This is a genomic window from Flagellimonas iocasae (genome assembly GCF_042682725.1).
Taxonomy (GTDB): Bacteria; Bacteroidota; Bacteroidia; order Flavobacteriales; family Flavobacteriaceae; genus Flagellimonas; species Flagellimonas iocasae.
The window spans coordinates 503,999-518,295 of the sequence record NZ_JBHUHU010000005.1 but is presented as its reverse complement, the minus strand read 5'-3'; the positions used below and the strand labels follow the sequence as shown (position 1 = coordinate 518,295).

12 protein-coding genes and 2 tRNA genes are annotated in these 14,297 nt (G+C 42.4%); 8 read left to right on the top strand and 6 right to left on the bottom strand.

Annotated features, from left to right (window positions below; genetic code table 11):
* Positions 1–82 precede the first annotated feature (82 nt).
* On the top strand, positions 83–1,516 hold the full coding sequence (locus ACFSJE_RS16360) for a T9SS type B sorting domain-containing protein (RefSeq protein ID WP_379831942.1): 1,434 nt from the start codon (positions 83–85) through the stop codon (positions 1,514–1,516).
* 55 nt (positions 1,517–1,571) lie between these two features.
* Here the strand turns inward: ACFSJE_RS16360 and ACFSJE_RS16355 are convergent, their stop codons facing one another.
* Both ACFSJE_RS16355 and ACFSJE_RS16350 read right to left on the bottom strand, forming a co-directional pair.
* On the bottom strand, positions 1,572–3,071 hold the full coding sequence (locus ACFSJE_RS16355) for an OmpP1/FadL family transporter (RefSeq protein ID WP_379831941.1): 1,500 nt from the start codon (positions 3,069–3,071) through the stop codon (positions 1,572–1,574).
* Positions 3,072–3,110: 39 nt separating this feature from the next.
* Positions 3,111–4,424 carry a hypothetical protein gene (locus ACFSJE_RS16350; RefSeq protein WP_379831940.1) on the bottom strand — a complete coding sequence of 438 codons (1,314 nt, stop codon included), beginning with the start codon at positions 4,422–4,424 and terminating at the stop codon, positions 3,111–3,113.
* 95 nt (positions 4,425–4,519) lie between these two features.
* On the opposite strand from ACFSJE_RS16350, the gene proS reads away from it, so the two are divergent.
* The 4 genes from proS to rpsT all read left to right on the top strand — a co-directional run bounded on the left by proS (position 4,520) and on the right by rpsT (position 6,564).
* The gene (gene proS, locus ACFSJE_RS16345) at positions 4,520–5,995 is read left to right on the top strand and encodes a proline--tRNA ligase (RefSeq protein ID WP_379831939.1); all 1,476 of its coding nucleotides are present in this window, start codon (positions 4,520–4,522) and stop codon (positions 5,993–5,995) included.
* Positions 5,996–6,075: 80 nt separating this feature from the next.
* A tRNA-Glu gene (locus ACFSJE_RS16340) sits at positions 6,076–6,147 on the top strand.
* Positions 6,148–6,206: 59 nt separating this feature from the next.
* Positions 6,207–6,278: transfer RNA gene (locus tag ACFSJE_RS16335), tRNA-Glu, on the top strand.
* Positions 6,279–6,312: 34 nt separating this feature from the next.
* A complete protein-coding gene (gene rpsT, locus ACFSJE_RS16330) occupies positions 6,313–6,564 on the top strand; it encodes a 30S ribosomal protein S20 (RefSeq protein WP_379831938.1) in 252 nt (83 codons plus the stop codon).
* A 70-nt stretch (positions 6,565–6,634) separates the two neighbouring features.
* Here the strand turns inward: rpsT and ACFSJE_RS16325 are convergent, their stop codons facing one another.
* The 3 genes from ACFSJE_RS16325 to rho all read right to left on the bottom strand — a co-directional run bounded on the left by ACFSJE_RS16325 (position 6,635) and on the right by rho (position 10,528).
* Positions 6,635–7,327, bottom strand: coding sequence for a hypothetical protein (locus tag ACFSJE_RS16325; protein ID WP_379831937.1), 693 nt, complete (start codon positions 7,325–7,327; stop codon positions 6,635–6,637).
* Positions 7,328–8,124: 797 nt separating this feature from the next.
* On the bottom strand, positions 8,125–8,793 hold the full coding sequence (locus ACFSJE_RS16320; RefSeq protein WP_379831936.1) for a hypothetical protein: 669 nt from the start codon (positions 8,791–8,793) through the stop codon (positions 8,125–8,127).
* 133 nt (positions 8,794–8,926) lie between these two features.
* On the bottom strand, positions 8,927–10,528 hold the full coding sequence (gene rho, locus ACFSJE_RS16315) for a transcription termination factor Rho (protein ID WP_379831934.1): 1,602 nt from the start codon (positions 10,526–10,528) through the stop codon (positions 8,927–8,929).
* Positions 10,529–10,721: 193 nt separating this feature from the next.
* Between rho and ACFSJE_RS16310 the strand changes: the two genes are divergently transcribed.
* Positions 10,722–11,132 (top strand): DUF4293 domain-containing protein, encoded by a 411-nt coding sequence (locus tag ACFSJE_RS16310; RefSeq protein ID WP_379831932.1) that lies wholly within the window; start codon positions 10,722–10,724, stop codon positions 11,130–11,132.
* A 65-nt stretch (positions 11,133–11,197) separates the two neighbouring features.
* Here the strand turns inward: ACFSJE_RS16310 and ACFSJE_RS16305 are convergent, their stop codons facing one another.
* On the bottom strand, positions 11,198–11,692 hold the full coding sequence (locus tag ACFSJE_RS16305) for a metallophosphoesterase family protein (protein WP_379831931.1): 495 nt from the start codon (positions 11,690–11,692) through the stop codon (positions 11,198–11,200).
* An 88-nt stretch (positions 11,693–11,780) separates the two neighbouring features.
* On the opposite strand from ACFSJE_RS16305, the gene truA reads away from it, so the two are divergent.
* Together truA and ACFSJE_RS16295 are read left to right on the top strand one after the other, a co-directional pair.
* On the top strand, positions 11,781–12,533 hold the full coding sequence (gene truA, locus ACFSJE_RS16300; RefSeq protein ID WP_379831930.1) for a tRNA pseudouridine(38-40) synthase TruA: 753 nt from the start codon (positions 11,781–11,783) through the stop codon (positions 12,531–12,533).
* The gene (locus ACFSJE_RS16295) at positions 12,520–14,295 is read left to right on the top strand and encodes an ABC transporter ATP-binding protein (protein ID WP_379831929.1); all 1,776 of its coding nucleotides are present in this window, start codon (positions 12,520–12,522) and stop codon (positions 14,293–14,295) included. Before truA ends, ACFSJE_RS16295 begins: the two co-directional genes overlap by 14 nt.
* Positions 14,296–14,297: the final 2 nt, after the last annotated feature.

Genomic DNA, 14,297 nt, shown 5'->3' with positions numbered 1-14,297 from the left:
TTTTCGTTAAACGTATACTAAAACCTTGGTTTAGGGAGTTATACACGTTAGAATGTAGAACAACCTTTAGCCCCAAAATTCTATGAGAGCTCTATTTAGTGCTATCTGTTTACTACTTTTTTCTTTTGCAGCGAGCGCTCAAAATTCCCCAGATTGTAGAACTGCTATCCCCGTTTGTGCGGATGCTCCCATTTTAGGAACCACTGATGGCAGTGGTGATATCGATGATTTTGACCCTGAGGTCATTACTCAAACCGGTTGTTTGGAGAAAGGAAGCAACAGCTCAGCCAATATTGAGCACAATACAGGTTGGTATGTGTTTAGGGCGGGTACCGATGGACAAATAGGATTTGATATTGAGGCACTTCCCGGGCCAACTGGAGTTATTACGGCAGAATGGGATTTTGCCTTGTATGGTCCCTTTGATGAAACTTCAGGCCAAACCTTTTGTACCATCATTGGGGATGGAACCGTACAGCCCATTCGATGCAATTATGAAACCAACGACACCTATTTCACTGGGATAGGTGTGAATCCTGTGGATGGTAGGGAAGGAGCTCCTTTTGTAAAACAAAGTCAGAATACTTATGATGAATGGCTGGATGTAACGGCAGGTGAAGTCTATTACCTCTACATCAATAACTATCTTACCAATTTTGATGGAGACCCGGAAACTTTTGAATTGACCTTTACGGGAAGTTCCGTTGATGCCGACCAAGACAACGCTTTGGACTGTACCCTTCGTGATGAATTCCTTGGATTGGATATTGTGGCCTGTATTGGTGATCCAGATATCGTTTTAAGTGCTTTGAGATCACCGGTGGGACCTAACATCGCCAATATTACATGGGAATATGATGCTGACGATGATGGTACTTACGAAACCATACTTGCCACAGGTGCTGGCCAGACCGAATGGACCGTCTCCAGCCCGAACTCTGGACGGTACCGAGTGACCATTGAATCAACTTTTGGGAATACCGTTGCAGATGATATTTTGATCACTTTTCACGGAGAGCCTGTTTTGGCAGATACGATTTTAATCGATTTAGAAACCAGTGATATTTCAGACCCTTATAGTGTGGAGTTTGTTGTTGAGGGGACTAGTGATTACGAGTATGCGATCAATGGCGGTGAGTTTCAGGATGAGGCCATTTTCACAGATGTACCACCAGGATTGAATCAGGTTACCATCAATGATAAAAATGGATGCGGAACTCTGGAAGCTGATTTTTTGGTGGTGGGATACCCCAAATTTTTCACGCCCAATGGCGATGGTGTCCATGACAACTGGAATGTTTACGGAATAGAAAGACTCACGGATCCCGTTATCTATATTTTTGATCGCTTTGGTAAGTTGTTGAAGGAGCTTGATCCTACTTTGGGGTGGGATGGAACCTTTAACGGCAGGGACCTTCCATCTTCGGATTATTGGTTTCGTTTGGATTACGATCAGGATGAAACCGGCGTTTTGGTAGCGCGGTCCGTTCGTAGACACTTCTCTTTGGTACGATAGAAAACAAAAAAAGGCCGGAATTCCTTCCGACCTTTAGTATCTATATTTTCTGTTTTTAGAACTTAAAGCTGTACCCCAACGAGATATTCGTATTGATTCGGTTCACCATGGCAGTACTGTCTATGCCGGAATCAAAAAAGTAGGCATTTACATCTTGCTCTGTCCTGCTAAAAGCCAAATCCAATCGACTTCCTCCAAAACTATAGCCAATTCCGCCTGAAAAACCATTAAGGTCACCGACTAGATCACCATTTTCATATGGGCTGCTTTCAAAACGATATCCTCCGCGTAAGCTTATTTCATCAAATCGAATTTCTCCACCCAATCTATAGGTGTTCACAACGCCAAGTGTATTGGCGATAAAATCGTTTTCGGAAGAAAAATTAGGGTCAGAGGTAGGTCGAAGCTCTGCTTGCGACATATCCTGATAACCATAATCAAAACTCAAAAGACCATCCTCACCAAATACCACAGCAACGCTACCAGTCAATTTTCCAGGGGTTTTAATGCGGTAGTCTTCGTAAAGATTAACGATTCCAAAATCAATATAATTGATATCAGAAACAGCCAAACTGGAATTCATGCGCTGTGAAAAATCATCGGTAAGTTCATACCATGTCGGGGATTGGTAACTTCCTCCCACACGCACACTTTCGTTCAATTTTGCTATGGCACCCAAACTGAATGAGAATCCATATCCTTCGGTGTGCAGAAGGTTGTCAAAAGAGGTGAATTGCACCGGAGAATCTTGGTCGTAACCACTTTCATCCAAGAAGGTGATGCGATCATACATAACGCTGTGAAAATTCAGGGATGCCCCTACGTAAAGATTTTCCTCATATTGGCTGGCAAAGTTCAGGGTGAACTTGCTATTATACCCCGAGGTACTCTGTAGATATTCTTGATTGACACTGCTGTATTCGGCATTGGAGAAGTAGGAGGTGTTGCTGTCATCGTCAACGGTGGGCTCAATAAGACCTGCCTGGAAACCCAAAAAGGCTTGTTGGGCACCAAAACCAAGGCTAGAGCCAATATCTAAATAAGCATCCTCTATATATTCTCCTTGCTGAACACGGAGTGGGCCCAAAGGTTCACCTTGGGCGAAATTCAAGAAATAATTATCAATTCCCAATCCTGTATTTCCAGCGGCGAAAAACTCATTGTCAAAATTTTGCACCATGTCATAATTAAAAGCAAGTGCAATTTTTTTCCATGGGCTATTGTTCGATGTAAAAATGAGTACGCCACCTACTTGGTTCAAATCCAAGGAATTTAGTGTGGTGTTTCTGACGCTGTTTCCGAAAAGGGCATCATTGTTTCTATTATAATTAGTTCCCGTTACACTAAGTTCGCTGTAATTGAATACGGCGGAACCAGCAGGGTTTATATTTAGCGAAGACAAGTCGCCACCCAGTGCTCCAAAAGCACCTCCCATGGACTGAAACCTTGCGGTTCCAATGATGTCTTCTGTGCTGTATCTTAATACATCATCGATGTTCTGGGCGCTTGCATATGCGCATACCAATACCATGATGAGAGTTGAAATTCGTTTCATTTCCCTTGATTTAGTTATACGATAAATTTGTTAGGAATCTTAGTTTCTTCCGTTTCCTCTTCCACCTCTGGAACCTCCAGAAGACCTGCTTGCACCTCCGGAACTCCTAGAACTACTACCACCAGAGCTATAGCTTCTGCTACTACTTCCTGAGCTGCTTCGGCTGTAGCTACTTCTAGAACTGGAACCACTGGAAGAGCGACTGTAGTTGCTCCTGCTCGGTGCCGTACTTCTTGGAGAAGATTGATAGCTTCTGGTGCTTCTGCCTGAGCTTCGGTAAGCGGGAGAAGAAGAAGATGAACTTCTGTTCACCGAACCGCTGCTCCTGTTATAAGAACCGTTGCTTCTTGAAGAAGGTGAAGTACCGTATGAACGATAAGTCCTTGAGCTGTTATTATAGTTTGGAGTAGTACGGGTACTTCTACTTGATCTATAGTTTTGATTTCTTGCTATGGCATCGGCACTCACGGTTCTTCTAGCTGTTGTTCCGTTGCTGTATGAACGCGATGTTCTTGAGGAGGATGTGCCAACAGATCTATTGGAGCGTCCGCTATTTGTGCTGTATCGTGAAGAATATCCACTGGTTCTTGATGCAAGGTTGGACCTTCCTCTTAATGAGGTGCCTGGGATTACTGAAGAAGTATAACCTCTGCGTCCCCTGCTATAATTGTAGGCATAATTTCTGCCATAATAGTTATTGTAGTAGTATGGTCTCCAACCGTAGTTGTAGTAGCCACCCCAGCCCCAATTGCCAGCGTAGCCCCAGCCCCAATATGGACTGTTCCAGCCACCGTAGTAACTACCCCAGCCCCAGCTGTTCCATCCCCAACGGTTGTATCTCCATGGGCTGTTCCAACCCCAGTTGTAGTAAGGGTATCCACCCCAGCCGTAGCCCCAGCCCCAATACGGATTGTTCCAGCCGTAGTAGCCACCCCAACCCCAATTGTCATAAACATTGATGGTTAGGCTTGTGGGGTTATCGCCCCATCCGGGATTACCATTGTAGGTATTGTTGTAGGCAAAATAATCGGTTTGTTCCCCGTAAGGAATACTATCATTTTGCATATTACTGGAATAGCTATCCACATCGGTGAAGATTTCGCCATCAAGAATTTCTGCATATTCATCGGCCTTGGCACCGAAATAGTCACCATAAATGTTGCTTTCTTGTTGTTCAAGCCGAACAGCTTCAGCGGATTTTTTCTCCACATGAACCACTCTATTGCCACTTGAATAGATTCCATCATCATAATATGAGGCCTGTTGGTACGATCCACATGAGGCTGCAAGGAAAGCAACCACGAGGAGTGTAGCAAATACCTTAAAATTTGGAAGGGGTGTAGACTTTATCATTGCGCAATTTTTATTGTTGAACATACTAAAAATAATTAGTTTTACCGAATTATTTCTGCTAATAAAAACACAAGTTTTGTGCCAAACTACAATACATGGGTAAAAATTTAACAAGTCGAGCTGAGGATTATTCCAAATGGTATAATGAACTTGTCGTAAAATCTGATCTAGCTGAGAACTCGGGAGTTAGGGGTTGCATGGTGATAAAACCCTACGGGTATGCCATATGGGAGAAAATGCAGGCCCAGTTGGATAAAATGTTCAAGGAAACAGGTCATGAGAATGCTTATTTCCCGCTGTTCATCCCAAAATCATACTTGAGCAAAGAAGCTAGCCATGTTGAAGGTTTTGCCAAGGAATGTGCCGTTGTGACGCACTATCGCTTGAAGAATGCCGAGGATGGCAGTGGCATTATTGTGGATGAAGATGCAAAGCTTGAGGAAGAGCTTATTGTGCGGCCTACTTCAGAAACCATTATTTGGGACACGTACAGAAGATGGGTACAATCCTATCGCGATTTACCCATTTTGGTGAACCAATGGGCCAATGTGGTGCGCTGGGAAATGCGAACCCGTTTGTTTTTACGAACTGCTGAATTCTTGTGGCAAGAGGGGCATACCGCCCACGCCACCAAACAGGAAGCTGTTGAGGAGGCAGAGCGAATCATGCACTTATACGCAGAATTTGCCGAAGAGCACATGGCAGTGCCCGTAATTAAAGGCACCAAAACCGAAAGCGAGCGTTTTGCAGGGGCGGAAGATACCTATTGCATTGAAGCATTGATGCAGGATGGAAAAGCGCTTCAGGCGGGGACATCCCACTTTTTGGGTCAGAATTTTGCCAAGGCGTTCGATGTGAAATTTGCCAATAAAGAAGGTCAGCAGGAATATGTTTGGGCCACATCCTGGGGGGTTTCTACCCGCTTGATGGGCGCTTTGGTAATGACGCACAGCGATGACAACGGACTGGTACTTCCCCCTAAATTGGCGCCAATTCAGGTGGTGATAGTACCTATATATAAAGGGCTGGACCAACTGGATGCCATTTCTGAGAAGGTGGAACCCTTAGTGAAGGAACTTCGAGCCAAGGGACTTTCCGTAAAATATGACAAAAGAGATACCCATAAACCCGGGTTCAAATTCAATGAATATGAATTAAAGGGAGTTCCCGTGCGTTTGGCTATTGGACAGCGAGATTTGGAGAACGGAACCTATGAGGTGGCTCGACGGGATACCCTTCAGAAGGAATCTGTTGCGGCGGATGCGGTTGTGGAAAAGGTGGTTTCGTTGATGGATGAGATTCAGGAAAACATCTTCAATAAAGCTTTGGAATATAGAAAGGAACACATCACGGCGGTGGATTCCTATGAAGAATTCAAGCAGGTTATTGAAGAAAAAGGAGGATTTGTTTCTGCCCATTGGGATGGTACTCCCGAAACTGAGGATAGGATAAAAGAGGAAACCAAAGCCACCATTCGTTGTATTCCTTTGGATGCAAAACAGGAGGATGGAATATGTATGGTGACTGGAAAACCATCCACCCAAAGGGTGTTGTTTGCAAAGGCCTATTAAACAGGGGGCAAAAAATAAAAATTACTGTTGCAAGACTTAAAAATAGTTGTATTTTTGCATCCGCAATTGTGCAACCTTATGGCCCGTTCGTCTAGGGGTTAGGACGCCAGGTTTTCATCCTGGTAACAGGGGTTCGATTCCCCTACGGGCTACGAAGTTCAATGAAATAGGAAAAGCGAGGGTCAATAAGTTCGTTTTTCCATATAAAAATGGCCCGTTCGTCTAGGGGTTAGGACGCCAGGTTTTCATCCTGGTAACAGGGGTTCGATTCCCCTACGGGCTACAACAAAAGGAATTAGAAAGTATAAATTAAGACAATGGCAAATCATAAGTCAGCATTAAAGAGAATCAGAAGAAACGAAGCAGTTCGTTTGCGTAACAGATACCAGCACAAAACTGTGCGTAATGCCATCAAAAAATTGCGCACCGAAGAGGACAAGAAAGCTGCTGAAGCCTTGTTGCCCACTGTTGTTGGTATGATTGATAAATTGGCCAAGAAGAACATCATTCACAATAATAAAGCGGCCAACTTAAAAAGCAAATTGATGAGCAAGGTTGCAGCTATGTAATCACCTGTTCATTTTAGGATATAGAGAAGCCCCGTTTTGGGGCTTTTTTATTGGATATATGCCAAACTTTTTATCGAAATTCCCTTCTTCGATGGAAAATCACGCCCACCAAAAAAGTTCCATATAAAACAAAGATGAGCCCAATCAACAAATCATGCAGGTACAACGTGGTATACAATTTTGGCGCCCAGTACAGGAACAACAGAGAGATAGGGAAATACACATAGAAGATTCCCATTCCTACACTTGTCCAAAACATTAGGTTGTATTTCATGGATTTAAAGTCATGCCAATCAAATTTTTCCTTGAAATATAGGGCTATGGTGACCAGTAGGCACACCGCGGAAATCAGCTCGGCAATATATAAGTGCATATAATTAGGGTTCTGAAAAAACAGACTGATCAGAAAACTGCCCATACTGATACATCCCGCGTAAGTGACCCACTTTTTATTTTTTTCATCATCCAGGATTTTCCAATAGATAAAGAAGAAGTACATATAGGTAACCACGGAGTAGATATTGTAAATGATCACGTTGTACCAGTGGAACCGATCATCAGAAACCAATTGAAAGCTATCGGTAAACTTTACCAAATACCCCAAAAGTTCGGTTAGAAGGGTGTACATGAGGTAAATGGGATAGTATTTTAAAACAGTATCATAATAGGTGCGATACTGTATTACGGCAACCAGCCACGTAATCAGATAAAAAGGAAGGATGATAAAATCCGTATTTAAAGTTTCTAAGATTTCCTCTATCATCTACGCATTGCTGGTTTGGAACAAAGAAATGGCATTTCGGTTGAATATATAAAAAAAGCCCCAATGTTTGGGGCGTTTATTTTTATGCATATTCAAAGTTTACCGGAATGCTTGCCTTTTTCCCAGTAAAAGACCAACGATAAATAAGGAATACATAATTGTAATCAAGGCAAATAGAACTGTTCTTAGATGGTAGGCAAACCAAATGGTTTGTTCTAAATAGCCAATCAACCAGAGGTAAGGTGCAACAAGGTAAAAGATAAAAGTGCCGATGCTTACCCAGAATAAAAGATTATTTTTTTGGGAATATGGATGCCTCTCCTTCCTTTTTTCCAAAAAATAAATTAGAATATGAACAATCAATATAATTGATCCAACCGTTTCGGCATAATAGAGTGGTTCATAAAAGGGGTTATTGAAAAAAATGTTTATTAAATAGCCAGACAAAGTTATAAATACACCATATTTCAACCACTTTTTATATTTTTTCGACTGAATTACCTTCCAATACACCCTATAAAAAAATAGGTATGTAATAAGTTGATACAGGTTATAAATGATAATATTGCGCCACGAATACCTCTCATCCGAAAAGAACTGGAAATCTTCAAAGAACTTTATAAAATAGCCAAGTAATTCCGTGAAAAAAGTATAGGCGATAAAAACCGGAAAATACTTTAGCGCTGTATCAAAATATCTACGGTATGTAAATACAGAAACCAACCATGTTAACAGATAAACAGGTATATAATAATGTTCTGTAAATAGCCTATAAATTTGGTCATCCATGGTTTATCTTAATAATCCCCCCATGGTGGTGGAGAAGAACTACCCTTATTCAAGGTAAGGCTCTGACCTCCTGCTGCGGCTGGTGGTGCAGAAATAGGAACAAAGCTTGCGTAGGACTTATTGTCATTTTCTGTTATACTGCCAACAGCAGTTTCCCCTACTGCATTTTTTATAAGCTTTGCTTTACCATCTTCGCCTATATAAAAACCGTATTCTCCATCGTCTGTTTTCATAGCCGGAACGATGAATATGGAGTTTTGTCTTGGGTGGACGATTTTCTTTCCATCAGGAAAATCTTCTTGATCGGGATAATTGGCAAAATAGAAGCGTAAAGAGGAAATATCCACTTGGGCTTCTTTGGATTCCTGCTCAATGAAGGCCATGTATTGTTTTATGTCCTCATAGGTGAATGAAACAAAACGAGCCGCTTCAAATTTCTTTTCAGGGCTCCGCTCCGCCTCATACCGTTGAATGATGTCCAAACGGTTTTTGGTATAATTGTCATAAAGGGACTTGGATTCTTCCAAAGAGATAATGCCTGAAGGCGGTTCAACTCTTTCTTGTTCTTCCATTACAGGCTCAGAGGGTTCTTGTTTTTTAGACCCCTGTTGACACGCGGCAAGGGTAACCAAAAGAGCACCTAGCAAGACAGTGCCAACTTTTTTGAGGTTTTTCATAGTTGAAGTGTTTTAAAGTTCGGTTTTGAGGAAACTGAATTTAAAGATAAGTTTTTTCTTTAAAACCTATCAAGAAAAAACCCTTCGAGATTTCTCAAAGGGTTTTTAATTAACTGTATATCAAACAATTGATTTATTCGTTCATCGTCAGAAGGAACTCCTCGTTGTTTTTGGTCTGCTTAATGCGTTGCTCCATAAATTCCATGGCTTCTACCGGATTCATGTCCGCTAAATACTTGCGCATGATCCACATACGTTGAATGGTATTTTCATCCAACAATAGATCGTCCCTACGGGTTGAGGAAGAAATAAGGTCGATGGCAGGGAAAATTCTTCGGTTGGAAATTCTACGATCCAACTGAAGCTCCATGTTACCAGTACCTTTAAACTCTTCAAAGATTACCTCGTCCATTTTGGAACCGGTTTCTGTCAATGCGGTAGCGATAATGGAAAGGGAACCACCATTTTCAATGTTACGGGCCGCACCAAAGAATCGTTTTGGCTTGTGCAATGCATTGGCATCCACACCACCACTCAATACCTTACCAGAAGCAGGTTGAACGGTGTTGTAAGCACGGGCCAATCGAGTGATGGAATCCAAAAGGATAACCACATCATGACCGCATTCCACCAAGCGTTTTGCTTTTTCCAACACAATATTGGCGACACGCACGTGTTCCGTAGCTTCTTTGTCAAAAGTGGAAGCAACGACCTCACCGCGTACATTTCGTTGCATATCGGTAACCTCTTCAGGGCGTTCGTCAATCAACAAAATGATTTGGTACACCTCTGGGTGGTTGGCCGCAATGGCGTTGGCAATATCTTTCAACAACATGGTCTTACCCGTCTTCGGTTGGGAAACGATCATACCACGTTGTCCTTTACCAATAGGGGAGAACAGGTCCATAATTCTAGTGGAAATAGTGCTCTGACGCTCCGCCAATTTGAACTTTTCCTTTGGAAACAATGGGGTAAGGTGCTCAAAAGAGACGCGATCGCGAACCACTTGAGGGTCCAGACCATTGATTTTGTTCACCTTGATCAGTGGGAAATATTTCTCACCTTCTTTTGGAGGTCGAATGTTTCCTAAAACGGTATCTCCTGTCTTCAATCCAAACAATCTGATCTGCGATTGAGATACATAAATATCATCTGGGGAAGAAAGGTAATTGTAGTCCGAGGAGCGCAAGAAACCATATCCGTCCTGCATGATGTCCAATACACCCTCACTCTCAATAATGCTGTCAAACTCAAATTCAGGTTCTTTGTACCTGTTTTTTAAGTCCTTGTCAAAATTGCTGTTCTTTTTATCGTGACCACCACCTTTTTGGTGCTGGTTGTTTCTTTTATTGTTGTTTTGGTTTTGATTCTTCTGAGGGGCATTGGGTTTGCTCTCCTTCTTTTGGGGCTGTTGGCCTCTAGAGTCATCCTTTTTCTCATTGGAATCTCCCTTAACTTGTTTTTCCGCAGTATCCGGAGCGGTGTTTTTTGGCTCACTTTTGACCCGTGGGGTTCGTGGGGTTCTTTCACGCTTAGGTTTGGCGGCGGGGGTTCCGTTGTTTTGAGGGGCTGTAACACTTTCGGCCACAGCTTTTGGGTTGGAAGCTTGAACATCTAGGATTTGGTAAACCAAGTCCAGTTTTTTCAAGGTTTTGAATTTGGGAACATTAAGATCCTTGGCAATTTCTTGCAACTCAGGAAGCTTTTTAGCTTTTAGATCTGAAATCTCGAACATTAAATAATGAATAAGTTAAACGTGTCTTAATCTGAAAATATTGAAGTAAAAGTTATTTGAGTGCTACTGGAGGAAAGATTTCCTAGGTAAGTGCTTCGCTAATAACGACACAAGTATACAAATTATTTTTCAAGAATAACGTTTCATTTCTCAAAAAGACGCCTATTTTTGCGTTTTGAAATCAAATTACACAATGATTCAGCGAATTCAGACGTTTTTCTTAGTGGTTGTTGCGCTCATTACAGGCGTACTGCCCTTTTTTCTGAATTTATGGATCGATGTTGATGGGAAGGAAATCTACGCAGAAAATGAGCTGTGGATCAGCATAGCATTTTATGCTTCAACAGTTTTGGCAGTGATTTCTATTTTGATGTACAAGAACAGACAAAATCAATTTGTGGTAAACAGATTGAATATGATATTGAATCTTTTTTTACTAGGATTTTTCGTTTATCGATCGCTAAGCTTATCCGGAGAGGCAGTTGTCTCTGAGAAGGGTATTGGGATGCTGATTCCTGTATTTTCTATCGTTTTTCTGGTCCTGGCCAACAGGGCTATCAAAAAGGATGAAGATCTTGTAAAATCTGTTGATCGCTTACGTTGAACCTAACATCTTAGTAGTATTAGTGCGAAAAAACCCTGGCTTCGGCCGGGGTTTTTATGTTTTGATCATCGCTTTCCGAGTTCCACCACCTCCAAATCTGAGATTTTATCCCCGTCAATCACAAAACGGAGCATGGTGCGTACCTGATGGAACCCATGTTTGCCACAAGCCCCGGGATTCATGTGGAGCAATCCCAATTTTTTGTCGTTCATGACCTTAAGGATATGGGAATGTCCGCAAATAAATAGTTTGGGTGGATTTTGCCTAATAGCACCCCGCACTCTAACATTATAACTTCCGGGATAACCTCCAATATGGGTGATCCAAACATCAACTTCTTCGCACATGAACCGATTGTGTTCCGGAAATTCCTTTTGGATAATATGGTCATCGATATTACCGTGTACCCCTCGAACAGGCTTCAACGCTTTCAATTTATCGGTAACAGAAAGGCTTCCAATGTCACCCGCATGCCAGATTTCATCGGCCTGGGCGGCATATTTTAAAATGGTGGAATCTATATGGCCATGGGTATCCGAAAGCAATAGAATTTTGGTCATAACGCTAAAAATATGCTAAAAAATAGAGGTTGGATTCCTTTTGGAAGGGATTGAATTATCTTTAACGACTTAAAAGTAAGGGATTCCATTGAGATATTTTATCCAATTTTCCTATTTCGGGAAAGCATACCACGGATGGCAGAACCAACCCAACGCCATAACCGTGCAAGAGGTGTTGGAAAAAGCATTGTCCACCTTATTACGACAAACCATCGAGGTTGTGGGTGCGGGCAGGACCGATACCGGTGTGCATGCTAGGGAAATGTTTGCCCATTTTAATACTGAAAAGATTGAAGACGAGGCGGAATTGGTCTATCGATTGAATGCCTTTCTCCCAGAAGATATTGCCGTGCAACAGCTTTATCCAATGGTTCCCGAAGCCCATGCACGATTTGATGCATTTGAACGAACCTATGAATATTGGGTAGTTCCGGAAAAGAGTCCATTTTATGCTGATTTAGCACATTTTGTAAAATACCCGTTGGATATCGAGCAAATGAACAAAGCAGCAGCATATCTACTGGAGCATTCGGATTTCGAATGCTTTTCCAAATCCAACACCGATGTGAAGACCTACCGATGTGATGTTCGTCATGCACTTTGGGAAGAAAAGGAAGATAAATTGGTGTTCACCATTACAGCAGACCGTTTTCTCAGGAATATGGTGCGGGCCATTGTAGGTACTTTGTTGGATGTGGGCATGGGGAAAATGACTCCAGAGGAAATTAAAGCGATTATCGCAAGCAAGAACAGAAGCGAGGCCGGAGTGTCTGTCCCCGCAAAAGGATTATATTTGACCAAGGTTTTGTATCCAAAAGAAATATTTGATGAGCAAAAGTGACGAAATAGGTAAAGCGTTTGATTATCGACTGTTCAAACGCGTTTTTGCACATACTAAACCCTATCGGGTCATTTTTTGGGTCGTGGCCATTACGGCCATATTGTCGGCTGCATTTGCAGTGGGCATTCCCATTTTGGTGAAAGATATCATCAATGACGCATTGAGCAGTAAAAGTTCACAAGGTTTGTTTTCGGCCATTATGTTGATGTTGGGACTTTTGGTGGGTCAGGTAGTGATGCAGCTCGGTTTTAATTACTACGCCAACCTTTTGGGCGAATCTGTGATTCGGGATATCCGCATTCGACTTTTCAAAAAGATGATGAGTTTTAAAATGACCTACTTCGATAATTCTTCCATCGGGGTGTTGGTCACTCGGGCCGTAGCAGATATGCAACGAATCGGGGAGATTTTCAGCCAAGGGTTTTTTATGATCGTGGCCGATGTGCTCAAAATGATTTCAGCCGCTATCATTATGACGGTTATGAACTGGAAATTGGCTTTGATTGTGTTTGCCATTCTTCCAGTGATTTTAATTGCGACTCGATTGTTCCAGCAGGCCATGAAAGTGGCGTTTGTTGAAGTGAGGGCGCAAGTGTCCAACCTAAATTCATTTGTCCAGGAACGTATAGCGGGAATGAAAATAGTTCAACTCTTCAACCGAGAGGAAATAGAGAAGGAAAAGTTTCGTGTAATCAACGAAAAGCATCAGAACGCTTGGTTAAAAACGGTCTGGTACAACTCCATATTTTTCCCCATTGCCGAGATTTCCAATTCGATTGGAATAGGGCTCGTGGTGTATTTCGGGGTGATTCAAAACATTCAAAATATTGGTTTTGACAACAACAAAGGAACCATTGTGGCCTTTTTCTTTTTGATGGATTTGTTGTTCCGTCCGTTGCGACAGATTGCAGATAAGTTCAATACGCTTCAAATGGGAATGGTGGCCGCTAACCGCGTGTTCAAGATTTTGGATACCGATAGCCATATTGCCGATGAAGGTTCTGTGGTAAAAGCAGATGTGAAGGGAGATATTGAATTCACGGACGTTCGCTTCGGATACGTTAAGGATGAAGAGGTGCTTCACGGTATTTCTTTTAAAGTGGATGCTGGAGAAACCGTAGCCATTGTTGGTGCAACAGGTGCCGGAAAATCGACCATCATCAACCTGCTTAACCGGTTTTATGAAATCAATTCCGGAGAAATACGGATTGATGGGGTCAATATACATGACTACACTTTACAATCGCTTCGGTCTCATATCGCCATTGTGCTGCAAGACGTTTTTCTTTTTGCCGATACCATCGCGAATAATATTTCACTGCGCGATAAGAATATTTCCGTTGCTGAAATAGAAGCGGCCGCCAAACAGATTGGGGTGCACGAATTCATTTCCAGTCTTCCCGGAGGGTATGAGTACAATGTCAAGGAGAGGGGAACCATGCTTTCCAGCGGGCAACGCCAATTGATTGCCTTCTTGCGGGCCTATGTGAGCAACCCTAGCATTTTAATTTTGGATGAGGCCACTTCGTCCGTGGACACCTATTCAGAACAACTGATTCAACAAGCTACTGACAAGATAACCGAAGGTAGGACCTCCATCATCATCGCACACCGCTTGGCCACCATCAAAAAAGCCAGTAAAATTATTGTGATGGATGAAGGGCAGATTGTGGAAATTGGAACGCACAAAGAACTGCTTAAAAAGGGTGGTTACTACAATGACCTGTACACGGCCCAGTTTCTGCAAGAAGAAGTGGCTTAGTC